A 22,757-nucleotide genomic window follows, 5' to 3' on the forward strand; every position below is an offset into this window, starting at 1 on the left:
AGTGTTGCAGCGATTTCTTGCTCATAATTTAGCATACTATGTAATGAAGAGCCTTGTTAATTGATAATTGTTAACTTATTACTCTCTCTCAACTTCAACAATTTCACTATATTCAAACTCATTCGGGCTTTGCTTCACTAAAGGATATCTTTCCCCGCTCAATTCAATAAAATCTTGTTCGCAATCTGGTTTGGAAGAATAATAAGTCAACACATATTCTCTACCAACTCGGTATGACATTTCGTCTTCTACTTCACCTCTCCATTGAGTCTTAGTTACCAAAACTATCAATTGATTTGCTAATTTTGGAATGATTTGAGCTATGTGTTTTCGGTAAATTACATCCAAGCTACCGAAAGGTGAATCCATCACAATTGGAAATGTGCTGCTATCGGCTACCATCAGCATTTTATTTTGACTCCAATCCCGCACTCTATCGATAATGCTGCTAATAAACGATAAGCTCAAAACCTGGTTTTCTCCGGTGGATGCTGCAACTGGCATTGCGAAACCAGAAGTATTTTCTATCAGCGTTAATTCGTATTTTTCGCTGATTGTGGGAATATAAGGTGTAAAGGAAATTTCGCTAAATATTTCTTGAACTCGTTTTTCTAACTGCAAGCGAAATTGCTGCTCTTGCAATACTTTGACTTGTGTTAATCTATCTATCGCGTCTTGGGTGGCGGTGATGCGACGCTGGGCTAATATCTGTTTTTCTTCGTTTAATTTCTGCTTGGATATTTGTTTATTTAAACTTTCTAATTCAGCTTTTAAGTTAATTACCTTTTGCTGATTAGCGCCTTGTTCTAAAGTTAACTCTGTAATTTTTTCTTCTATTTTATCCAACCGCTTTTGTAAACTTCTAATCTCTTCACTCGGATCTTTTCTTAGTCTTTCTTCGATATTATCTAACTCTGCTTCAATTTCAGCTATAACCTGTCTTAACTGACTAATTCTAGCTTGTTCTTTATCAATTTCTTCCCAAAATAATCCTGCTTGCTTATCTATTTCATCAACTTGAGCGCTGATTCTGATTGCTGTTTCTTCAACTTCCGAGGAGCCAGCTTTCTCCAACCAGGTTTCGACATTTGCGCGAGTTGTATTTCCCTCACTTAAACTTGTACCGCAAATACAATTATGTGAGTTTAATAAATCTTGAATAAATTCCCGCGAAATCCCTGTCGTTAACTTTCCTTTCTGCTTCAAATTATCAATAATTTCTCGAAACTGTACGGTTGTTTCCGGTAACAATACTGTATAGCCGCGTGTAGATATGGCTTTTTTGATAGTTTCTCTAGTTTGCCGTAAATCATCTTGATGCGACGCTTTCTGTTTTTCTAATTCCTGCCGTCTTTCCTGTAAATCCTTTGCCGCATTCAGTTCCCGCAACCGCTTACTAGTTTCTTTTTTAAAAGTATTTTGATATTCTAACTCTTTAATTATTTCTTGCTGACGCTTGTTGATTATTTCAATTTCAAGTTCAATTTTACCCTGTTGTTTCAGTAATTTTTTAATTTCCGAATCACCAATTATTCTCAACTCATTTTCTAAACTTTTCTTTGCTTCTTGTAAATGTCGTATCGAACGATTGATTACCTCTATACCCAAAAATATCTTAGTAGCTTCCGCAATTTCCGCTTTCTTATCGGAACGAACTATTTCTTCAATTCTTTCGCCATCGAAAAAAAAGTATTGATGTAAACTAGCTGGTAAAATCTGTCCGATAATCTCTTCCGGTTGTTGCGGTGGAAGGTACCATCTACCGTCATCTCCAGCTACCTGCATATATATTTCTGTTTTACCAACGTCAAGATCGTTTTCGTGTTTGTAAACTCGACATTGACGTTTTACACGATAACGTTTACTATCATGTTCCCATGCTAACTCCACCCAACATTCCACACTCTGCCCAATTTTTGCTTCGGCGATCGCCCTTTTATTTACAAGTTGATCGATGGAGGCAAAAGCCGCACTAAATTTTTCGTATAATACCCATGTAAATGCATTCAGCAAACTCGTTTTACCCGCACCATTATTACCGTAAATAATAGTAGTATTGTTTGAATTTGTCCCCGCAATCTGGATTTCGCAAGTTTTACCGTAAAAAGAACGAAAATTACAAAGCTTGATAGAAGTCAGCTTCATTTTACAGCTTCCTTAACGATTGCTAAAATATCTTCGTTAATATGACCTAAACTTTTTTTATCAAGTCTGCTTTTTTCTAAATGCCATACTTGCTCGATTATTTGCCTTACTTCCGGTGATGCGCTAGTTATTGGCTCTTGTACTTCATCTATATTATGCTGTTTTTTCATTACGGTTTTTAACATAGCAATTCAAGCTATATTTTACCCGTAGTAGCTATACTCTGTTATCCGTAAAGTCACTGTAACGATGTTTGCTCGGATTATCCTTTTAAGCCCGATTATTAATAGCTAACTGATAGATGAATGTATTATTTGAAACCTTATAACGCGTTTAATAAACAATTTTTATGTATAATAAAGTGTAAATTAATTAAAATCATTTTTTAGTATTTATCTCGAAAAAATATTTATTTTAGAACCACTTTTCTGGTATTATCTTTATATAAGGAGTATTTTTATAATGGAAATATTAGTGCCCATAAAAATTTTACTTACATCCAATTATAAAAATATTTATCCCTATACCTAATTATCCCACATCACGGTAATTTTTATCTTATTTTTCAACGCAAAGGAGCGCAAAGTTTTTTTGATGAAATTCAAAAATCATATTATCCAATGCCCAATGCCCAAATCAAACATCCATCAACCCATACCGCTTTTGTAAATCTAATAATTTCATCCTGGCTTCACCAGCATTATCAGCTAAATCGGCAAATTCAACAAACCGCCGCAACTCTTTTCTCAACAAATTACGCTCCACCTCCAAAGTGTTTCTATCTAAATCTGGAGGCAGTACAATCATATCGAATATAGTTGCACGTTCCTTACCCGGATGAGGACGTAAAACACGCCCCCGGCGCTGGATAAATTGACGGGGATTACTTGAAGAAGCTAATATTACAGCAGTTTTAATAGCAGGAATATCAACGCCTTCATCCAAACAGCGAATTGCAACTAAACCTTGTAATTCTCCACTTTCAAATTGACTTCTTAAAGCTTCTCTTTCTACTAAAGAAGTTTCCGCCGTATAGGTACTAACTCTATAACCTAAATCTACTCCCAAAATGCGAGTTACTTCCTTTAATTGACGCAAATTCGCACGCCCTTCTGCTTCTTGGGAACCATCGCTGCAATAAAATAATGTATGAGTAGTTTCGCGACGACTTAACATTAATTCCCGCAAAGCAATTAACTTATTTTCAGCAGCACTTACCAATCTCGCACGTTGAATTAACAACGATTTGATATCTTCATTGTCTTCAATATTAATTAAGTCGCCACTTTCTCGCTGTTTATACTGTAAAAGCCGTCCGATTTTTTTCGTCAATTTGGCATAAGCAAGACTTTCAGATTCGGTTAATTCTATCAACACCGGATAATAAAGATAGCGCACCAAAGCACCTTGATTAATGGCATCTCTCAAAGTAAATTCCGGTTGCAAAACCGCACCAAAATAATTAAATACAGACTGAGTTCCTACCTCATCAAAATATCTTTCTGGTGTCGCTGATAACCCCAACCTTAATCCAATATTGTGCGGTAAACTTTCCTCCAACTTTGGCGAGCCTAAATTATGTGCTTCATCGCCAATAATCAAGCTTCTTTCAGGAAAATATTTTAATTGAGATTGGAAACCATCACTTATCAACGTAGAATTAGTAGTAATTATTGTCAGAAACTGTTGAGAAGCAGCACGTACATTATAAAGCTGCTCCGAAAGTTGCGTTTGCCAAGTACGAACACTTTCAAAAGCTAAAATCGGCTTTAAACCAAACTTTTCACATTCCCGCGCCCACTGAGTCACAAGATGGCGGTAAGGGCACACCACCAACAATACTTGCAAATTAATTTGACTATATAATTCCCAAGTAATTGCCAGTGCTGTAATAGTCTTACCGCTACCAGTCGCCATTTTTAGAGTACCCCTACCATTATTAGCAAACCAATTATTTACAGCTTGCTTTTGGTAGCCTCGCAATTGCAGAGATGGCGGAATTTTCGGACATCCCGGTAATAGCTGTTTTGCTTGATAAGTACCTTTCTTTTCCCCCGCACGATAAGGAATTTTTAGGCGAAAAGTAGTTGGTGTTTTTAGCTGAGATTTTTTTTGCGTCAGATACATAAAATGGCGGCTACCCTGGCGATGATTAGTGACTCGTAATTAAAGGGATGGGGGGATGGGGAGATGGGGAGATGGGGAGATGGGGAGATGGGGGGATGGTAAGCCACTGCGTTGGGCGGGTTCCCCGACTTGTAGCAAGTGGCGCAACCCGGAGGGGGAGATGGGGGAGATGGGGTTAAAATTTCTAACTCCTAACTCCTAACTCCTAACTCCCAATCCAAAACAAAAGCATCCGTTGTTAAAATCCAAAATCCTATGCCCCATGCCCCATGCCCAATTCCCTACTTCAGTTGTAATTACGCCAAACGGCAACTAAAGAACCTTGCACCTGTACCTGCCCTGCATCAACTTCAATTGGCTGATATTTAGAGTTTGCAGGTTCGAGGGTAATTCGTTCGGTACTTGTACGATAAAACCGCTTTAATGTGGTACCGTGCCCGTCTACCATTGCAGCGACAATGGTACCGTCTTTAAGCATATCGGGTTCCTGTACCGGACGCAGAAATACCATGTCTCCATCAACTATGGAATCCTCAATCATGCTGTCGCCAGTTACCCGCAAAGCATAAGTTTGGAATGGTAATTTTATCTCTTTAAAATCCAAATGTTCCACAGCATCGGTAAAGGGTTCGATTAAACCACCAGCAGCTATGGTTCCCAAAATCGGTACGCCGGGTTCTTCGGGATGCAAAACTCTAATAGTCCGGGCTTTACCTTCACTCCACTCAATATATCCTTTGTTGCGTAAATGCTCCAAACGACTTTGAATAGGTGCTGGCGACTTCAAATTCATCGCTTGCATCATCTGACGAATTGAAGGTGAATGTTGACGCATTCGGATATATTCCGTCAGCCAATCGTAAAGTTCTCTTTGTGCTTCTGTCAGTTTTTCCATAGATTTATAGGGAAGTAAAATACAAATGTCCTAAGAACATTAGTACTACAAAAAACCTCATAACGGCAAAGTTTTTTGCCTTTTATATTGCAAATTCTCAAACAAATTTTGAATTGGGAGTTGTTAACAGGAAGATTTTGGATTATGAATCGCGGAGAAATCCAAAATCTGTCGATGCTTAGTTTGAGGAGAAGAACATCTACGCCCTCAACGCCTTCCTCAACTTTCCGCAAAATCTACAATCCCGTACACTTGCTACAACGGTCGTGTTCCTCCGCAACGCAGTGTACTCAAAATTTAAACTGGTTCGGCTTCTAAAATACTGGCAAGTAAAGCCTTTTGAGCGTGGAGTCGATTTTCTGCTTGATCCCAAACTCGCGAATGTTCGCCTTCAATAACATCATTTGTTATTTCCTCATCGCGATGCGCTGGTAAACAGTGCAAAACAATCGCTTTTGGGTCGGCAAAACTCAACAATTCCTGATTAATTTGGTAAGGTTTGAAAATTGGCATTCTGTCGTCTGCTTCTTTTTCTTGCCCCATACTTGCCCATACATCAGTATAAAGTATATTAGCATTCTTTGCTGCCCCACAGGGATCTTTTGTAATAACAACTTCAGTTTTTCCACCTGAAATTGCGCGTGCTTGTTCTACAACATCTGAACAAGGTTCGTATCCCGGAGGAGTGGCAATTTTCACGTTTATTCCCACCAAAGCGCAACCCAACATCAAAGAATTTGCAACATTGTTACCATCGCCGACATAAGTTAAAGTCAAACCCTTTAAAGTTTGAAATTCCTCTTGAATTGTGAGCAAATCCGCCAAAATTTGACAGGGATGCTCTAAATCTGTTAGCGCATTAATTACCGGAATTTGGGCATAATTTGCAAAGGTTTGTAATTCTTGCTGTTCAAAGGTACGAATTGCCAAAACATCAAGATATCTATCCAAAACTCTTGCCGTATCTTGAATTGGCTCGCCGCGACTAACTTGAGTTACATTAGGATTAAGGTCAATAACCTGCCCGCCTAATTGATACATTGCAACCGTAAAACTAACTCGCGTTCTAGTAGAAGCTTTCTTAAACAAAAGTCCCAATACTTTATTACATTGCAACTTCAACTTTTGTGCTTTCAGCTGAGTTGCCATTTGCAAAAGTTCTTCAACCTCCATCTGACTCAAATCTGCTATGCTCAATAAATCTTTTTGGCTTAACGCTGTCATATTTTACTTACTTTAAGGAATGGTTAACGGTTAACTGTTAATAGTGGACGGCGAACAGTTAGCAGTTTTCAATCTATGAATTGCTTGGCGATCGCCCTTCACTGACTTAAGATAACTTGTAGCGGCAGCAACAAAGTTTTAATTTTTTTTATGTTCAAGATTCTGTATTTTTATTAAAGTAGCTTTGCTTTCGGGTTCAGGTAAATCATTCTCTAGACAGATAAAAATATTCGCGTCTTAATATAATCGTTTTAATTGAGTCAGAAGCAAGGCATAAATTACGATAATTTTTCTGACTTCAAACAATCAATTATTTTTGATGAAAGCTTTTTCATCGATTGATATTAAATTAGGGCTTTACAATATTATTTTTTCTGGTACAATTCTAAATGGTTATAACTTAATTATGCCAGCATGGCTCAGTGGTAGAGCAACGCACTTGTAATGCGTAGGTCGTCGGTTCAAATCCGACTGCTGGCTTTTTGATTTAATATCTTGTGTTTATGTTGTACATTTGTACAGTGACACATTATCGATTTTATTTTATTACTTTTAGTTTAATCGTCTTTTTAATCAGTAGTCAGAAAAATTAACTTCTTTGAAATGTAAGAATTTCCGTAATATCAGTCAGCATAATTTGATTAGCTTTAGCTTGATTATTCATTCTAGCCATTTGAGGAGTTTGATTTTGCTGGATTCTTCGGCTTGAATAAGCTTTATCGTAAAGAAGATAACCAGCTAATTCCCACTGAGAGCGAATTATGTCTGTAACCATGAAAATTTGTTTTTTGGCTACATCTCGATAGTTAGGAGAAATAACAGTGCAAAGACTTCCTGTTTGTTGTGCTACTGCACAGTTTTTGGCGATTGCAGCTATTGCTATCTTCCAATCATCCCAAATCATGTTAGCCAAATCTTCAGGTTTGTCAGAATATTGTTGGTTAGCCATACCATAGTAAGGAATGTCGATGACAATGTAATCAGGACTTTCAACTGGGAAGCTTTTTGTTGAGTTGTGTTGAAAAATTAAATGTTTGTATTTTCCGCGTGGAGTCAGATCAAACATTTTTAAATCAATATCATAGACGTGCTGACCCATCCATTCATGACGCGCTTGATATACACGCCAAATTTGACCAGAACCTGCCATTGGTGCTACTACCAAATTATCGGGCTTAGTGTAATACCACAAACAATTGGCATAAATTTCACCAGGAATGTAACCCCTATCTTCTCCGATTTTTTTCTCGATACGGCTGTAATTAACTGTGCTGAAATTCCAGTTGTCAGAAGGTTTAATGATAGGACTAAATAGTGGTTGTGCCGAATGTTTTTTATTGTTACTCTTAATAGCCCGTAATATTGCGGTTGTGGATAAAGCTGTCTGGTTTTTAATTGTTGCTTCAGTCCTTAAATCAGTTATGACACTTTCAAATATTTCTTGCGGAGTGCTTGCAAGCTTCTGGTACTTTGACAAATTATTTTTAGTGATATTAAGGTTTGATTTAAAATTTTCGTAATCCAAATCTATCTTAACTGAGCTTTGTTTCTGGCTTGTTATTTCTTCTTTTGTTTGAGTTTTCTGGCTAAATAATTTTCCTAATCGGCGTTCAATCCTTATTCGCAATTCAGTAGCATCAAGTTGCACCTCTTTATTTAATTGGAACTTTTTAGAAAGAGCTTCTAGCGCATTTACTTTATGCCAAATCTCTTGAGTTTCTTCTACAGTTTCAACTTGGCTTAACAATTCTGTCGCTGTTTTTAAAAATTGGATGATAACGGTTTCTTGATTTCCACTAACAATTGTAGGGACTATGGCAAATTCGTGTTTAGATGAAGCTTCTTTCATAGATTGATTCCCTGCTGACTACCAAAAAATAGTTCGGACGATAGAAAATGAAGCTAGAATCCTAGCTTTTGTTTCAATATTTTAGACACGGGCTAAATTTTATCTGGATCGAGAAGTTCTGCGCTGTGTTTGCGATTGAGATGCGGCTTGTTGTTCTTCTTGCTGCTGTAATAACTCTTCAGTAGTAAGCTGAAAAGGCGATAAACGCATTCTCGCATTAACTACTGCTGAGGCACCAAATAAATCTACAAGTGCTTCACCAGGACCAAAATTCTTAGTCATCGAAATTTGAGCATCTGCGGCTTTTTCTAATGCTCTTTGTGCTTCACTGGCTCGGTTATGGCGATGAATAATACGACTGTTTAAATTGTTCAAAATATCATCAGGTATTTGAGCATTCCCATTTAAAATGTTTATTGCATCTTGATTGGGTATATTAATATGCTGATAATCAGGTTTATGATCGTAAATAATAACTGAAAAGCCCATTTGTAAGGCAGCACAAATGTAATTGGCACAAGAATTTGTTTTTCCGCTCCCGGTCGCACCTGCAATCAAGCTTTGATAGAAAAGAGTTTTAGGATTAATATCAATACCAATGTTTGTGTCGATAATCAGGTATTGTGTACATTCCCAAATTAGATGTCGCTGTTCCCACATTAATGTAGCGACTTTATTTTTAACTTAAGAAGGTAGTGTTAGTCTAGGTTATCTTCTATTTGGATTTCTTGTTCGTATTGTGAGATGGCTTCTTCAATTACTTCATTACTAACATCGGAAATATCTGATTTAGAATAAATTGTAGCTAGGATTATTGCTTGATCGGTTTTCAAATAATAAATTACTCGATAGCCTCCACTTTTTCCTTTTTGAATGTTGCTATTTTTAAGACGAACTTTGAAAACCTGATATTTAACTCCAGCAATTCTATCCCCAGGAATTTCACCAGCCTGAAGCTGCTCAATTAAAGGTTGGATATCGCTACGAATTGAACGATAGCGTTTGGCGAGTTGTCGTAGATCCCTTTTAAAACGAGGTGTAAGAGCTACTTGAATCGGTGATGATTCACTCTGCATCAATCCCATCCCACATTTGTGAAAGGGGAATAGTTTGTCCGCTTAATGCCTCTCGTATGCCTTGATGAATGCCTTCTATAGCTATTTCTGTCGGTGTTTCATCTGGATCGGCTTCATCATCTTCGGAAAGTAAAACAATAATACGAACGCGCTGTGGCTTGGTAACTTCTAGCGATCGATCTAGTGTAAGTTCCCCATTTTCATTAATTGTGGCTGTGGTTTCAATTGCTTTCATATATCGTGTTAGTGTGTTGTGTGATGATTAGATTTTCACCAAAGAACGAACGCTGAGAATCTCATCTTTTGTTAAAGGCTTAATATCAGATGTGGGAACAATAACAACAGCTATTGATTCTCCTGTAGCATTAAATACTTCTAAAACACATCCATCTTCACCTGTTTGGGGGTGAGGAACAAAATCAATTAATGTTGCAACATCGTCTTTTTTTAATTGATGTTCGGGCAAATCAGTTTTTAAAGCTACACGTTGATATAGTATTATTTCTACCATTTTTTCCACTTTTTAGAGGCGAATAAGGTTAAAGGTTAAAGGTTAAAGGTTGAATTAAATAATTCCTAACTCTGGTGGTACTAACTCATCCCCTTGTCTCCCCATCTCCCCATCTCCCCATCTCCCCATCCCCCCATCTCCTCAATCCGGTCTTAAATCGTTCGATATCTCAATAATTCCCTTAGAACCATCAATCCGGACTCGCTGGCCGTCTTGTAATAACCAAGTAGCATTATGTACGTCCATGACTGCGGGAATACCGTATTCGCGGGCGATGATTGCACCATGACTCAGCCTTCCGCCTGCTTCGGCTATTAATCCGCCAGCCCTTGCCAGTAAAGCAACCCAGCCGGAATCGGTGTAAGGAACTACCAGAATTGTTTGTTTATCTATATCTGGAACAGCCTGTAAATTCCGTAACACTTTAACTTTACCTTCAATTTGCCCGTGACTGGCGGGAATTCCGGTTAGCATTCCATCGGGAACGAGAGAAGGAGTAGATAAGAAAACTGATAGCGGAGGTGCATTACCGTAAACTAGCAGCGGTACGGGATTAAGTTCGCCATCGGAAGCGAGTTGCCTTTTTCTTATTTTGACTAACTCTGTTAAATTACTAATCAGTTGATAATCCGAATCCCTAATAATTCTGCGTATTTCTTCGATTTCTAAGAAAAATATATCTCCGGGTTTTTGAATCGAACCGTTTTGCAACCAATTTCGTTCTAAAGCGATAAAAGTCCAGCGTAACTGTGCGAGCAGTCGGGAATAAACTTCTGTAACTCGTCCTTTCAAATCTACGCGACTTTGTACGACTCCCCCCCGCTTGCGCTTGTTTTTAGGAGGTTGGTTTCCTTGCATCAACTGAATAAACAATAGTTTTACAGCTTCCGGCTCTTCTCTCCAAGTGGGAACGGCGATATCGGTTCCCACATCACTCAAATAACCGTAACGGTTGAGCAAGGTTTCAAAGTCTTCGAGAATTTTTTGTCCCGGTGTGGAAACTGCCAAATCTTCAAATACCGTTTCTGAATCAAATTCCGGTAATATCAATTTTGCTTCTGCGGCTAATTCCCCAAGCTCTCGAAGGGCTGCAACTTCGGGAGCTGCCCTGTTATCAATGTCACTATCTTTTGGTTTAAAAATTCCTTGTCTAATCGCAGCGCTCAAGGGAGCCATAATACTGTAATAAGTGGCGCTACGAAGCAGTTCTAAAATAAATTCAATTCTTTCTAATAGCTCAGCTTGTGAAAGTTCAAGTAATGACTTTTGTTTTAATTCAGCTAATCCCGGCTTAAACCGCTTGCGGAAATCTCGTTTAAAATCTCTTTGTAAACTTAATTCTCTTGTCAGCAACCGCAGCAATCCGGGTAAATTTGACAAAGTAGAATTCAGAGGCGGTTTGCTCATCTTTGCGCCTCTAGTCAGAAATTCCAAACTTTCGGGAGGTAATCCCATGCGTAAAAAAATCTTTCCTAAAAGACTGGCGTTAAAATAAGCTCTAGAAAAGTGAAGCGTTGCCGTTTCGTTAAAATCTAAACCAATAGCACGCTCGCCCAATACTACCGCAAAAATTCCTCCCCAAGAACCGCAAGTTAAAGGACGATTAATTGACCAAGTTAAGGGGTGAATAATTCCCGGAATTACTTCTGCGGCAATTTTCCGCGTCCAAATTGGTAGTAAAGTGGTGATCGGACGAACTTGCAATATCCACAAAGTTTGACCGTCATAACTCCACTCGATATCTTGAGGAATACCGTGGTAGTGCTGTTCGATTTGGCGGGCTAAGTAAGCTACTTGCTTGATTAAAACTGCGGGGATCTGTCCTTCACCTTCCAAATGTACCGAAGACAAATTCTCAGTTTTCACCACAAAAGCCCGATATTGTTCCGGCGTATATCTCCCGGAAACTACTTGAGCCGCACTACCTGTCGCTGCTTCAATTACTACAGCATCATTTTCTTGAGTAATTGGATCGCGACTAAAAGCAACTCCAGAAAATACTCCTTGGATTTGTTGTTGAATCAATACCGCCATTGCAGTTTCTTTTAAATTGCGATCGCGACGATATTGAGCGGCGGCTGGATGCTCGTAAGAAGCGCGAACTGTATTAATAGCTTGCTGTAAACCTTCTTTTGTCGTAACGTTCAAAACAGTTTCGTACTGTCCGGCTGCGGAAGCTTCTTCGGTATCTTCTCCCAACGCTGAAGAACGTACTGCAAGGGGAGATAAATCCGACGGTTGAAGATAATCTATCAGCGTTTCTGGCTCATCCATCGGAGTCAGTACCCAACCTTTGGGAACTGGATAACCAACACGCTTCATTTCGGAGGATCTAGCTGCTTTATTTCCTACAATGGCAGCATCTAATTCATCATCCAGAGAAAGTATTTTTTGATCGCCGCGCAACAACTGAAACATCGCTTGCGATTCTGGTTTCGCTTCGGATGCTTTTAAATTTAAGTCATCGGGTATCTGTTGGTAAATCCAAGCAAGCAAACCCGCTAAAACAACCGCCGCCAAAATGTGGGATATATTGTCAAAATGCAGTACCGCGACAATCAAAGGAAACAAAATCAACACTCCATATTTTGCTAATTCTTTGGAACGCAAAAGCAGAAAGCTGATACTACCTACTAACAATACAAACGCCGCCGCCATCGGATCGTGTAGCGCAAATCCCCAGACAACATTAGTAGTACCCGCGCCCTTCCCCATCCAAAATCGACCTATTACCAAGGCAATTAAAGCAACCAATTCCCAATAGGAACCACTTGGAAAAAAAGCACGCGCGATTAAAACTGCAATCACTCCCTTAAGGGCTTCCGACAAAACAGCCAGAACTCCCACCACAGTACCACCGTGATAGAAAGCAGCACTAACGCCAATATTACCAGTACCGATTTGGGCCAACCGACGCTTAGCGAAAGCATTGGTAATCCACGAAATCACTGGTAATCCACCTAAAAGGGGACAAAAAATAAAAATAAATAAAGCACCCCACAGTTCAAGCATATAATTTATTTTTGATTTCTCTTCAATCTAATAATTAACAAAAATCTAAAATCTAAAATTTAACTAAAATCTTATTTTGACAAACGGGAAAACGGTCTAAGGGGTGATAATATAATCCACACCCCTTAGAATCCAACATCAGCGTTTAACGAATTGTCACTGATAAACAAAAACTAAAAATTATTGTTGTGTTTTTGTTCAACATTACTTTACAAAAAGGTAAGTAAAGAAAAGTCTACAGGTTTAACACATACGTAATACATTTCGTGCCCTAATATAAGCGAGTAGCTAGTTTCCTAGTTTACCGCGTAAGCCACCTGTAGTGCCCAAAATATAAGTAATGCAATCGAACCCAAGAGCAGAACGGTAGAAATAGTTACAGCTTTAGGAGTATCCGCACCCTTAAACTTCATTATTCCTCGATTTAAATCGGACATAAAAATAATCCTCCCTTATCAATCTGACGAAACGATCCGCCTCGATTTTAGTCCGTTACTTCCTATATAAGCAGATATAAGGAAAACATTCAGATAACAATTTCCTTAAGAAAAGTAAACAAAAATGGGAATGGGGCATTGGGCATTGGTAACTGGTAATTGGTAACTGGTAATTATTCTTCTCCCCTTGTCTCCCCATCTCCCCATCTCCCGTCGTGTATATTGGTGTAATTTGTGCCATCACACGAAAAAAGGAGATAAACGGTGAGATTTATTTTATTAATTATTGTTGCAGCGATTATTGGATTATTTGTAGTTACAGAAATTGGATTGCGGTTGTTGTTTGGTTTTGGCAATCCTTTAACTTATGTCGGTGATGAAAAAATAGGTTATTTATTAACTCCTTCTCAACGTACCCGTCGGTTTGGCAATCGTATCGAAATTAATCAGTATTCGATGCGAGGTGCGAATATTCAAGAAACACCTTTACCTTCAAACTTGCGAATACTGCTTTTAGGAGATTCTATCGCTAATGGTGGTTGGTGGACAGATCAAGAGAATACGATTTCTAATTTGATGATGCTTTCTCTGACATCTGAAGTCTCGCATTTATCTGATTTATCTGAAAATATTACGCAAGTCGAAGTATTAAACGCTTCAGCCAATTCCTGGGGACCGAGAAACGAATTAGCTTATTTACAAAGGTTTGGCGGCTTTGGCTCAAAAGCTATCGTGCTGCTAATTAATACCGATGATTTATTTTCAACCACACCAACTTCACTACAAGTAGGACGCGATCGCAATTATCCCTCAGAAAAACCGCCTCTGGCTGCTTTGGAAATATTAAACCGCTATATTATCAAGCAAAAACCCATACCAGGATTGAAAGAAATACAAAACGAAACTGGCGATCGCGTTGGTAGTAACTTAAAAGCCATTAGAAAAATTCAAGAATTCACAAAAGAACACAACGCTCAATTTGTACTGGCTATGACTCCATTGAAGCGAGAAATCGGGGAACCGGGACCTCGCGACTATGAAATTAAAGAACGCCAACGCCTACAAGAATTTACTCAAGCTGAAGGTATTCTCTATATAGATTTTCTACCGATATTCAATTCTTCTCAAGATCCAAAAGCCTTGTATCACGACCACATCCATTTTAATTTACAAGGAAATAAGTTAATTAGTGAAGTAATTGAACAAAAACTATTGGAATTACTACAGAAAGACGCAAAAACTAACTCTAAACTAGGATTAATTAAGTCATAGTCAAAATAATTCATGTAGAGACGTTGCATTGCAACGTCTAAAAGTTAAAAAATAAATAGAATTAAAAAATATTTATAAGAAAGGAAAACTTTTTAGTACTTTTACATCATTATTTTAAGTAAACGTTCCATACCAGAAAAATTTTAGCAGAATAAACTTATTGAGTTTAACTTAAATTTCAATAAAGTCAATAAAGGAAAGACGTAAATAAAAACATCTCGATTTATAAACTTATCTATTGCTAAAAGCAAAAGGTGAAAAATATGGACGTTAATAAGCTTTTAAGCCGATATAGAGCGGGAGAAAAAGATTTTAATGGAGCTATTCTCCATCAAGCAAATCTTCAAAATACTGACTTAAGCGGTATAAACCTGTGTGCGGCAGATTTAAGCGGAGCCGATTTAAGTGGGGCTAAACTTAAAGGATGTAATTTAAGTCGAGCAAATCTAACTGATGCCGATTTAAGTGGAGCCGATTTAAGTAATGCGAATCTTAGCGAGATAAATCTAATTGGTGCAGATTTAATTAATGCCAACTTAGAAAGAGCTAACTTGCAAAAAGCCGATTTGCGAAGTGCAAATTTAACAAATGCGAATATGTATGAAGCAAATCTCGCAGAAGCAGAACTTAGCGGTGCTGACTTAACTCAAGCTAATCTGAAAGATGCTAATTTGCCTAATAGCAATGATGCGGATTTAATCAAATCTAAGATCGCAAAGCAAGATACTGAAACAGAAATCCACACAGGTACATCCCATCGATGGGTAAGTTGGGCTGGTAGCCGTTAACATATTGTGTAGAGACGTTGCACTGCAACGTCTCCCTATATTTGCCGTAAAATCGACGTATTGTATTTACCCTTATCCAAAACTGGGTTTGTGTCGGATTAAATTCATAAATTCTTCGCGAGTTCTGGCATCTTCAGCAAATACTCCTCGCATCGCACTAGTAACAGTCCAAGAGCCAGGTTTTTGCACGCCTCGCATTACCATACACATATGACTAGCTTCTATAACCACAGCTACCCCTTGAGGTTTGAGCAAACCTTGTAATGCATCAGCAATTTGTACGGTAAGACGTTCCTGCACCTGTAATCGTCGTGCATACATTTCGCAAATTCGAGCAACTTTAGATAATCCGATTACCTTTCCATTGGGTATATAGGCAACATGAGCGGGCATCCCTGCCCGTCCGAATTTAACTAACTTTTTTTGTATTGCTATTCTTTCTTCTACGACTATTTTAATTATCTTGTGCGAGAAGATAAATATCATTAGATTCAATATCTGTAATTTTTTTATGAATTTTATACTGCTGTACGGGATTAGTCATCACCGAAATTACCGTTTCAATTGGCGGACAATCTTCTTCCTTACACTGTAACTGACTAAGAGAGATGGAAATATCATCATCAATTTCAAAATACTGATAAATCCATTTTTTGACTTGCTTAATTTGCCCAGAATTGATTTCAGTTGCAACTCTACTGAATGAAAAATTCATATTTATTCTTCAATTATCCGTTTTATTGGTTCTAAGTAATTATGCTTCGTTCGTCAAACAACATAGACATAACTACGCGATATTAGAAGCATTAATTGTTGTCTAAGTTCCCTGAATTAGCAAATAATTATATTCAACAATTCAAATTAATTAATATTTTAAAGTACCCTTTCGGGTACCCTATTTTCTGCGGAATTATAAAAATACACGCTGTTGATTTTTATAGGAATTAATAATTATGAGAAAAAAATTATGCCTCAAACTACACTTGCATACAAAACCCGTACCTATGACATAATTGCTTTTGGAGATGAACTTCCCGGTATACTCAGCTTAATTTGTGCAGCACGTGAATATTACCGCCGTACAAATCAATACCCGCGTAGCTTGCTAATGTTCAAAGGCGATTCGCGAAAAGGCGTAGGCGGGCACTTAGTACGCGGTGGTTTAAGCTACTTAGATCGATCGTCTATTCCTTTAGAAATTCGCAGAGCATACAATTTGCAATCTTTCGGAGATGCACCCGCTATCTACGAAGAATTTCTGCAAAAAGTTGGAGTAGTGCAGGTTGCTTTAGATCCTTACCTAGCAGATAAAGTATTGCGGGAGATGCTGCAAGAAATTCACGTCGATATATTAAGCAATATTGAAATTGAGTCAGTTACCAAGCATGGAAATCGAATTGTTGGAATTAATTTAACTAAAAAAGAAACATATTTAGCCAAACAATTTATTGACTCCACCGTAAATGCAGAATTAGCTCAAGCTGCTGGAGTGAAAAAGCTCAAAGGATTTGAAACTTTCGGCTTACCAGATTCAGAACTTTCAGTTACTTTAGTATTTCAAACTCAAGGCTTAAGCTTACAAAGACTCCAACACATAGAAAAACTTTACCTCGAACGTTTTACCAACCTTAACGATACACACGCTCAAAAATGGTTAAATCAAGCCGCAGGTAATAACCCCGAAATTGCCAACCGTCTCAGAGAAGACTTAATCGATCAAAATGGCAACTTCAAAACCATGTACGTAGGTAAAGACTACATCGATATCCGCTGCAAAGCTCTTTCCATCGCTTACCATTCCTTCCGAGGAACACCTTTAAATTTAGAAAAAAGCGGCGCAATTCTTGATAATGGTAACGTTGCCATTCTTTCAGGTGGCAGATTATCTTGGAACGCATTTTTATATGATGTAAATGCCGACGATGCAGAAGCATTAGCACGAGGTAAAGCCAAACCTACTTCAAAAATGCTTGCGGAAATGAATTATGTAATTCAATGGTTTAAAGCGATTGGCGCAAATACAGTTACTCCATTTGAAGAATTATACATTCGTCACGCAGGTAACGTTACGGGAGCGATCGATCCTTTAACCGGAGCAGAAATGCTTGCAGGTGGAGTTAGACAAGATGAAGCTTTAGGAACCTTTGGTTATCATTTTGATATTCGTGGAGGTATCAAAGGTTTAGATATAAGAGCAGAACAAAAACGTATAGAAAACCTTTTACACCTGCAACAACCCTTATTTAATATTGGCATTCAACACGCCATAATCAAAGATATACCTAATTTAGCAGTTATCAGTCCCGCTTCAGGGTTTGAGGGCTATGCAAGTTCCGCCGGTAGAATTGTAGAATTTAATTGCGGTGTTGCCCAAGGAATTGGCATTGCAGCAGGAATGGCGCTTCAAAGTAATATTAACCTCGGTGACTTTTCCAATAAACAAGTGCGAAATATATTAACGCAAACCGGAAGAGTTGCGAAAATATACGGTCAAAATTATATCGCTCAAGCACAAGAATTGGGTAAATTCGAGAATGGGATTGTAGCTTAAGGATATAGGGAGTAGGGAATGGGGAACAGGGAACAGGGAATGGGCAACAGCAAAAATTTGTTTCCTCCGTGTTTTGCAAGAGCGTTTTTTGCGTCTTTTAGGCACTGGGATATGTGAAAATATTCAGAAACCCGGCTTTTAAAAAAAACCGGGTTTGTTAACAGGAATATATAGGTTTTTTATTTGGAAGAAATACAAAGATTATTTTATGCCCTATTCCCTACTCCCCATTCTCTATTACCTATTCTCCAATTCCCCTTAAAACCTAAAACCGACACCACCCTGTACGGAAAGAGCAGTACTACTCTTCTCACGATAAGCATCAAAAGCAATAATCGCATTACCGAAAATCACAGTATTGCTGTTAGGTACCATGTAATCAACACCCGGTTGCAAAGCAAAACTGATTTTATTACCGACGGGAGAAGGGTTATCTCCACCAGCTAAAACTAATCCAGCCCCCAGATAAGCATCAGTTTGCCAGTTAAGAGGAACATCGTAAGAAACCATAGGTACAACTGCCGTGCTTTCGCCAATTAAAGCCTGTGTACGGAAAGATATGGGTGTTTCTAGAAGCTTGTAGCGGACGGCAAGAACGCCTCCAATTTGAGTACCATCGGATACACCAACTGTACCGCCAACACCAACATAACTACCGTATGCAACTTGAGCTTTTACTGGTTTCGCGGGGTAAGCTAAGCTCAAACTCGAACTAACTAAAATTACGGACGCTAAATATTTAAAACACTTCATTTTTCCACCCATGAACAGTGAACAGTTATCAGTTACCAGTTATCAGTGAGCAGTTACCATTTACATATCACTAATTAACAAGTATTAGTTTTAGATTTATAACTCTTAACTCTTAATTCCTAAGTCCTAATTCCTAACTCTTTTTACGGACAATACTTATTATGAAGTCCTCCTTGAGTACAAATGTAGGCTTTTTGATTATCATCTAAATTTTTAACTTGGCTAAAATCAACTCCTCTGATGACAGCAGATTGAACTCCTGTTGTGGGGGTTTCGACAAACTTGTCTGCTGGATTTTGCTGCCTTGGAGAAAGTATTGTACCTTGAAAATCTGCTCCTGCTAAATTTGCCCCCCGCAAATCTGCAAGACTAAGATCGGCATTTCGTAAGTTAGCGTTTTGCAAGTTGGAAGAGCGTAAAATAGCACCAGTAAGTCGCGTGGCACTTAGATTAGCATTACTCAGATTGGCGCGGTCAAGATAAGCTGAAGACAAGTCCGCTCCCTGCCATTCGGTTTTGATTAAATTAGCGTTAGACAATTGTGTCCCGATCGCCACAACGCGACCTAAACGAGCGCCGTATAAATCGGCATCGTTTAATTTGGCTTCACCTAAATCGGCCCCTGTAAGACTGGCATTTTCTAAAACAGCATTGCGTAAATCGGCTTTTGCTAACCTAGCGCTACTGAGGTTAGCACCAACCAAACGTGCGGCGGATAAGTTGGCTTGATTCAAGTTTGCTCGACTTAAATTTGTACGAACCATTAAGACGCGACTAAGATTAGCACCGCTTAAATCGGCTTGTTTTAGCTGGGCTTGACTAAAATCGGTAATCCAATCATCATAAGTATCCCAACGTTTATCTTCACCAGGTCCCCGAAAACGACTACCGCTAAAACTGGCTTTATCTAAATTTGCGTACTTGAAATCAATTCCCCATAAATCAACTTTGTCTAATGCCAAGTTTAAACCAGAATTTTTTGTCGAATCATTTTCAGACAATTGGGTGCGGCTTAAATCAATCCCATTCGTGTTACCGTTATAAACAAATAGAATTTTATTAATTGCCTGCTGATTGGCATACAAATTTTGTTCTCGTAATTCGCGTTCTCTGGTTTTATTACTAGATAAAGAATCCAACTCACGTTCTAATAAAAGATTCATCCTCTTAAGTTCTGGAATCGCTGGAAGACCAATACTTACTAAAGCTTGCTGGATACTTTTTAATAAATTTGGGTCGTTTTCTTTCACCAGCAAACCAGCAAGAAATATGGTTGCTTGGGTATCTCTTAAGGTTCCTAAAGCTACAATTGTATTTTGTTTACTAACTCCAGAGTTGGCATAATATTGTTTTTCAAGTGCCAGAAACTGTCTGCTGTTATTTTGCTTAACTGCTTTTTGATTTTCTTGAGTTTGAATATAAATTTGAGTTGCGACTAAAGTAGTTAAGACACCAGCCATACTCAACAGCGCCACTCCCAGCAAAGTCAAGCTGGGGTTTTGCCGCATCCAAACCCATAAACTATGCTTTTTTTGGTTTTGGTTTTGAGGTGTAACTACGATTGATTCTATGGCTGCTTCTTCATCTCCCTGCCCCCAATTAGATTTATTCCTTCTGCGTAACAATGACGGGTTGAAAGGAATAGTGGCATCCACTGTATAAGTATCTGCAACTCTATCATGGAGTGAGCGACCTTGCCGCAGCATCGGAAAACCCATTGCTTCAGCAAGCGACATCAACAATGCTAATACCGCGAAAAAAGCAAGGTTTGGGAACAAAAAAGTGTAACGCCACAACATATAGGCTGCGGAAATTGGTAGAGCTATACGACTTCCTTCCCGCAGCAAAACAGCCCTATAACCGGGCGGTTGATTTTTCTCAGTTATTACTTTAATGCCAAACAAACGCTTAGCAGTAGTACTGCCGGTTTTAGCTAGCAAATACCATTGCCAGCACGAAAGTGACAGAGGAGCTAATATTGCGATCGTCCATAAGAAATTTGTAGACCACGCGACATTGCGAGTACCATAACTTACAGGTAAAGCCAAAGGATAAGCAATTGTTCTTTCTGCTGCTACCAGTACCGGATTAAGCGGTACACGCTCCATATTCGTTTTAGTATTTGTATACGCACCAATACCAAAAGGCACCAAACCGCTCACGGCGCAAAGCGTAATTTCTGCTACCCAAGCCGCAACCCGCCGAGAAGAAAGCGAAAGCGGATTAGTTTTTCCGGGTTGTTTTGGGTTTCCCAATTGTTTACTACTTCTCCTTACCGTTGGAGTTGCCATTTACCACCATTCCTATAAATTGATTTTTACGCAAAAAAGGTAGCGATTGTTGAAATAAATTATTCTTTTATTTAAGAATTATTACCAGCCACGAAAAAATTGTATCCGAGGTACACTAATCCTGCTAGTAATGCCATACTTATAACAGAAGCAATCAGTTTTAGTGCTGCCTGTAACATAGCAAAACTGACACAAAATCCTACAATCACAACTACCAGTTTGGCTATAACTGGTAAATGGTAAAACCAATTCATGGATTTAACTGTGTGATAAATAATACCATTATTTTTCAGTTTATAAGTTGTTAAAATCGGCAAAGGTGCTAGTTCTGCTGAGTCAGAATCAATTTGAGTAACTAGCTTCTGGAGGCGATACTCGTTCAAATTTTCTTGTGTTTGAGGATTCATTAATATTTTCTACCTCTCCGAAAAGGAAATTTACATAACAACAAATAAACCGGCATTCCGTAATTGGCGGTTCTGTATGTGATTCTATCTAATAGAACTGTGTACAAGACAACTATGGATTGCCCAATTTAATCGTTTGATACACTATGTGTGTCTAGAAAATAATTCAAAACTTAAATATACAACAGGTGATTTAGTTACAATTTGAACTCAAAACATACGGATTAATAATATTTAAACTAGAAATAAGATTTTCCTTCTCTCGAATCCAGAATAACTAAATCCACCGTTTTTTTAATACGGTTGAATAAAATTACCATTCTCGTTACTGTAAAAATGAAACCCTCTACGTTAATTAAATTTTTCCCTGTAGTTTTGGCGATAATCATTATTTTCGCTAACCTTCAATTAGCCCGAGCAGAGGTAGTACAAATTGAACGCGATTTTCAACCCGATCCCTTAACTCTTAGCGGGAAATCTGGAGGATTTGAGAAAAGTAATTGCGGCAATATTAGTGCAACACCCAATCAAGTTCTGGAAGTAGCAGAATCACTACCTTATTTACGCTTAACAGTAGAAAGCAAAGGAAAACCAACACTGTTAATTGAAAGTCCAGAAGGTCGCTTTTGCGTATTAGGGGATAATTATTCTCAAGAGAAACCAGAAATTTCTGGATATTGGCAGGCGGGTAAGTACTCGCTGTATATAGGCGATTTGTCCGAACAGCAGAATGATTACACCATCTCAATATCTCAACAGAAGATGCCACAAAAATAGTTAAAAGTCAAGACTATACCATTCTATATTTTCGATTTTGACAACCGATGCGTTTATGCAGGAATTTTCGATTTTAGATTATCGAAGACAAATTAGTAATGCGTCCGTCGTTTTTGGACTGTGACAATTATTTTATCAATTTAGCAACGATCAATCTTCAATTGATTTTGCTGGTACTTCAATTGCTGTTACGTCAATAGTTCCTTCTGGGGTGAAGCGTATGAGATTTCGGTTTTCCACAAGCAATTTTTCGCCACAGCTAGGACACTGTAGCTGAGTATTGTTTAAACCTGTAATCTCAGTTCCGCAAACCGGACAGTTATCAGCAACCAAACTACGCTGCAACCACCAGCGAAAACCGAAAAAAGCCAGAATAGGTGCTAAAAATAGCAACCCCAGAATAATCAATAACGAATTAACTAACCAACCTAAGCCGAATGTACCCAGCAACCAAAAAATTGCGAACAAGACGAGCCAAGGACGCAAATGGGAGAAATTTGATTGAAATGTTCTAAAGCTCATTTTAAAATAATCCAAGTCTCTTTCTAGGATAGCGAGTTTATTCCAAAGTCAAGGCAAGTCCTAGAAATAAAATATTAAAAAATTATACAGTCGGGAGATGGGGAGATGGGGAGATGGGGA

General features: G+C 38.4%; 21 protein-coding genes, 1 tRNA gene and 1 pseudogene. 5 read left to right on the forward strand and 18 right to left on the reverse strand.

Going from position 1 to position 22,757, the window contains the following annotated elements; all coding sequences use genetic code 11:
• Window positions 1-78: 78 nt before the first annotated feature.
• The 5 genes from ACM03V_RS20055 to argF all read right to left on the reverse strand — a co-directional run bounded on the left by ACM03V_RS20055 (window position 79) and on the right by argF (window position 6,391).
• Window positions 79-2,145 (reverse strand): AAA family ATPase, encoded by a 2,067-nt coding sequence (locus tag ACM03V_RS20055; RefSeq protein WP_414622561.1) that lies wholly within the window; start codon window positions 2,143-2,145, stop codon window positions 79-81.
• The gene (locus ACM03V_RS20060) at window positions 2,142-2,330 is read right to left on the reverse strand and encodes a hypothetical protein (RefSeq protein ID WP_414622649.1); all 189 of its coding nucleotides are present in this window, start codon (window positions 2,328-2,330) and stop codon (window positions 2,142-2,144) included. Before ACM03V_RS20060 ends, ACM03V_RS20055 begins: the two co-directional genes overlap by 4 nt.
• A 451-nt stretch (window positions 2,331-2,781) precedes the next feature.
• Complete coding sequence (locus ACM03V_RS20065) at window positions 2,782-4,272, reverse strand: DNA phosphorothioation system restriction enzyme (protein WP_414622562.1); 1,491 nt, start codon at window positions 4,270-4,272, stop codon at window positions 2,782-2,784.
• 286 nt (window positions 4,273-4,558) lie between these two features.
• Complete coding sequence (gene lexA / locus ACM03V_RS20070) at window positions 4,559-5,167, reverse strand: transcriptional repressor LexA (protein WP_414622563.1); 609 nt, start codon at window positions 5,165-5,167, stop codon at window positions 4,559-4,561.
• A 297-nt stretch (window positions 5,168-5,464) separates the two neighbouring features.
• A complete protein-coding gene (gene argF, locus ACM03V_RS20075) occupies window positions 5,465-6,391 on the reverse strand; it encodes an ornithine carbamoyltransferase (protein ID WP_414622564.1) in 927 nt (308 codons plus the stop codon).
• 408 nt (window positions 6,392-6,799) lie between these two features.
• Between argF and ACM03V_RS20080 the strand changes: the two genes are divergently transcribed.
• Window positions 6,800-6,871, forward strand: a tRNA-Thr gene (locus tag ACM03V_RS20080).
• 109 nt (window positions 6,872-6,980) lie between these two features.
• Here the strand turns inward: ACM03V_RS20080 and ACM03V_RS20085 are convergent.
• From ACM03V_RS20085 to ACM03V_RS20115, 7 genes are all read right to left on the reverse strand, one after another.
• Entirely contained in the window at window positions 6,981-8,240 is a 1,260-nt protein-coding gene (locus ACM03V_RS20085) for a hypothetical protein (RefSeq protein WP_414622565.1), read from the reverse strand.
• Between the two features lie 99 nt (window positions 8,241-8,339).
• Window positions 8,340-8,900: a helicase HerA domain-containing protein gene (locus ACM03V_RS20090; RefSeq protein ID WP_414622566.1), complete on the reverse strand. Its 561-nt coding sequence runs from the start codon at window positions 8,898-8,900 to the stop codon at window positions 8,340-8,342.
• Window positions 8,901-8,938: 38 nt separating this feature from the next.
• Window positions 8,939-9,316, reverse strand: a complete 378-nt coding sequence (locus ACM03V_RS20095) for a type II toxin-antitoxin system RelE/ParE family toxin (RefSeq protein ID WP_414622567.1) — start codon at window positions 9,314-9,316, stop codon at window positions 8,939-8,941.
• Entirely contained in the window at window positions 9,306-9,551 is a 246-nt protein-coding gene (locus ACM03V_RS20100; RefSeq protein WP_414622568.1) for a hypothetical protein, read from the reverse strand. The genes ACM03V_RS20095 and ACM03V_RS20100 overlap by 11 nt, the downstream gene beginning before the upstream one ends.
• 27 nt (window positions 9,552-9,578) lie before the next feature.
• On the reverse strand, window positions 9,579-9,827 hold the full coding sequence (locus ACM03V_RS20105; protein ID WP_414622569.1) for a DUF4926 domain-containing protein: 249 nt from the start codon (window positions 9,825-9,827) through the stop codon (window positions 9,579-9,581).
• 141 nt (window positions 9,828-9,968) lie between these two features.
• Window positions 9,969-12,839, reverse strand: coding sequence for a glycerol-3-phosphate acyltransferase (locus ACM03V_RS20110; RefSeq protein WP_414622570.1), 2,871 nt, complete (start codon window positions 12,837-12,839; stop codon window positions 9,969-9,971).
• 296 nt (window positions 12,840-13,135) lie between these two features.
• Window positions 13,136-13,276 carry a hypothetical protein gene (locus ACM03V_RS20115; protein WP_414622571.1) on the reverse strand — a complete coding sequence of 47 codons (141 nt, stop codon included), beginning with the start codon at window positions 13,274-13,276 and terminating at the stop codon, window positions 13,136-13,138.
• 264 nt (window positions 13,277-13,540) lie between these two features.
• On the opposite strand from ACM03V_RS20115, the gene ACM03V_RS20120 reads away from it, so the two are divergent.
• Together ACM03V_RS20120 and ACM03V_RS20125 are read left to right on the forward strand one after the other, a co-directional pair.
• Window positions 13,541-14,548, forward strand: a complete 1,008-nt coding sequence (locus tag ACM03V_RS20120) for an SGNH/GDSL hydrolase family protein (protein ID WP_414622572.1) — start codon at window positions 13,541-13,543, stop codon at window positions 14,546-14,548.
• Between the two features lie 263 nt (window positions 14,549-14,811).
• Complete coding sequence (locus ACM03V_RS20125; RefSeq protein WP_414622573.1) at window positions 14,812-15,336, forward strand: pentapeptide repeat-containing protein; 525 nt, start codon at window positions 14,812-14,814, stop codon at window positions 15,334-15,336.
• 72 nt (window positions 15,337-15,408) lie between these two features.
• On the opposite strand, the pseudogene folE reads toward ACM03V_RS20125, so the two are convergent.
• Together folE and ACM03V_RS20135 are read right to left on the reverse strand one after the other, a co-directional pair.
• Window positions 15,409-15,723, reverse strand: a pseudogene (gene folE, locus ACM03V_RS20130) (GTP cyclohydrolase I); the annotation flags it as partial.
• A 67-nt stretch (window positions 15,724-15,790) separates the two neighbouring features.
• Entirely contained in the window at window positions 15,791-16,051 is a 261-nt protein-coding gene (locus ACM03V_RS20135) for a hypothetical protein (RefSeq protein ID WP_414622574.1), read from the reverse strand.
• 252 nt (window positions 16,052-16,303) lie between these two features.
• Between ACM03V_RS20135 and ACM03V_RS20140 the strand changes: the two genes are divergently transcribed.
• Window positions 16,304-17,887, forward strand: coding sequence for an FAD-dependent oxidoreductase (locus tag ACM03V_RS20140; RefSeq protein ID WP_414622575.1), 1,584 nt, complete (start codon window positions 16,304-16,306; stop codon window positions 17,885-17,887).
• A gap of 258 nt (window positions 17,888-18,145) precedes the next feature.
• On the opposite strand, the gene ACM03V_RS20145 is transcribed toward ACM03V_RS20140, so the two are convergent.
• The 3 genes from ACM03V_RS20145 to ACM03V_RS20155 form a co-directional block, all read right to left on the reverse strand.
• Window positions 18,146-18,640 carry a hypothetical protein gene (locus ACM03V_RS20145; protein WP_414622576.1) on the reverse strand — a complete coding sequence of 165 codons (495 nt, stop codon included), beginning with the start codon at window positions 18,638-18,640 and terminating at the stop codon, window positions 18,146-18,148.
• Between the two features lie 143 nt (window positions 18,641-18,783).
• Window positions 18,784-20,931, reverse strand: coding sequence for a pentapeptide repeat-containing protein (locus tag ACM03V_RS20150; protein ID WP_414622577.1), 2,148 nt, complete (start codon window positions 20,929-20,931; stop codon window positions 18,784-18,786).
• Between the two features lie 71 nt (window positions 20,932-21,002).
• Window positions 21,003-21,338, reverse strand: coding sequence for a hypothetical protein (locus ACM03V_RS20155; protein WP_414622578.1), 336 nt, complete (start codon window positions 21,336-21,338; stop codon window positions 21,003-21,005).
• A gap of 336 nt (window positions 21,339-21,674) precedes the next feature.
• On the opposite strand from ACM03V_RS20155, the gene ACM03V_RS20160 reads away from it, so the two are divergent.
• Window positions 21,675-22,115 (forward strand): hypothetical protein, encoded by a 441-nt coding sequence (locus tag ACM03V_RS20160; RefSeq protein ID WP_414622579.1) that lies wholly within the window; start codon window positions 21,675-21,677, stop codon window positions 22,113-22,115.
• Between the two features lie 150 nt (window positions 22,116-22,265).
• Here the strand turns inward: ACM03V_RS20160 and ACM03V_RS20165 are convergent, their stop codons facing one another.
• Complete coding sequence (locus ACM03V_RS20165) at window positions 22,266-22,637, reverse strand: hypothetical protein (protein ID WP_414622580.1); 372 nt, start codon at window positions 22,635-22,637, stop codon at window positions 22,266-22,268.
• Between the last annotated feature and the right edge of the window lie 120 nt (window positions 22,638-22,757).

The sequence above is a fragment of the Calothrix sp. CCY 0018 genome, assembly GCF_963920925.1.
Classification (GTDB): domain Bacteria; phylum Cyanobacteriota; class Cyanobacteriia; order Cyanobacteriales; family Nostocaceae; genus Rivularia.

Coding starts and splice junctions, on each gene's coding strand:
- ACM03V_RS20055 (WP_414622561.1), bottom strand. CDS start 2,145: ATGAAGCTGACTTCTATCAAGCTTTGTAATTTTCGTTCTTTTTACGGT.
- ACM03V_RS20060 (WP_414622649.1), bottom strand. CDS start 2,330: ATGTTAAAAACCGTAATGAAAAAACAGCATAATATAGATGAAGTACAA.
- ACM03V_RS20065 (WP_414622562.1), bottom strand. CDS start 4,272: ATGTATCTGACGCAAAAAAAATCTCAGCTAAAAACACCAACTACTTTT.
- lexA (WP_414622563.1), bottom strand. CDS start 5,167: ATGGAAAAACTGACAGAAGCACAAAGAGAACTTTACGATTGGCTGACG.
- argF (WP_414622564.1), bottom strand. CDS start 6,391: ATGACAGCGTTAAGCCAAAAAGATTTATTGAGCATAGCAGATTTGAGT.
- ACM03V_RS20085 (WP_414622565.1), bottom strand. CDS start 8,240: ATGAAAGAAGCTTCATCTAAACACGAATTTGCCATAGTCCCTACAATT.
- ACM03V_RS20090 (WP_414622566.1), bottom strand. CDS start 8,900: ATGTGGGAACAGCGACATCTAATTTGGGAATGTACACAATACCTGATT.
- ACM03V_RS20095 (WP_414622567.1), bottom strand. CDS start 9,316: ATGCAGAGTGAATCATCACCGATTCAAGTAGCTCTTACACCTCGTTTT.
- ACM03V_RS20100 (WP_414622568.1), bottom strand. CDS start 9,551: ATGAAAGCAATTGAAACCACAGCCACAATTAATGAAAATGGGGAACTT.
- ACM03V_RS20105 (WP_414622569.1), bottom strand. CDS start 9,827: ATGGTAGAAATAATACTATATCAACGTGTAGCTTTAAAAACTGATTTG.
- ACM03V_RS20110 (WP_414622570.1), bottom strand. CDS start 12,839: ATGCTTGAACTGTGGGGTGCTTTATTTATTTTTATTTTTTGTCCCCTT.
- ACM03V_RS20115 (WP_414622571.1), bottom strand. CDS start 13,276: ATGTCCGATTTAAATCGAGGAATAATGAAGTTTAAGGGTGCGGATACT.
- ACM03V_RS20125 (WP_414622573.1), top strand. CDS start 14,812: ATGGACGTTAATAAGCTTTTAAGCCGATATAGAGCGGGAGAAAAAGAT.
- ACM03V_RS20135 (WP_414622574.1), bottom strand. CDS start 16,051: ATGAATTTTTCATTCAGTAGAGTTGCAACTGAAATCAATTCTGGGCAA.
- ACM03V_RS20140 (WP_414622575.1), top strand. CDS start 16,304: ATGCCTCAAACTACACTTGCATACAAAACCCGTACCTATGACATAATT.
- ACM03V_RS20145 (WP_414622576.1), bottom strand. CDS start 18,640: ATGAAGTGTTTTAAATATTTAGCGTCCGTAATTTTAGTTAGTTCGAGT.
- ACM03V_RS20150 (WP_414622577.1), bottom strand. CDS start 20,931: ATGGCAACTCCAACGGTAAGGAGAAGTAGTAAACAATTGGGAAACCCA.
- ACM03V_RS20155 (WP_414622578.1), bottom strand. CDS start 21,338: ATGAATCCTCAAACACAAGAAAATTTGAACGAGTATCGCCTCCAGAAG.
- ACM03V_RS20160 (WP_414622579.1), top strand. CDS start 21,675: ATGAAACCCTCTACGTTAATTAAATTTTTCCCTGTAGTTTTGGCGATA.
- ACM03V_RS20165 (WP_414622580.1), bottom strand. CDS start 22,637: ATGAGCTTTAGAACATTTCAATCAAATTTCTCCCATTTGCGTCCTTGG.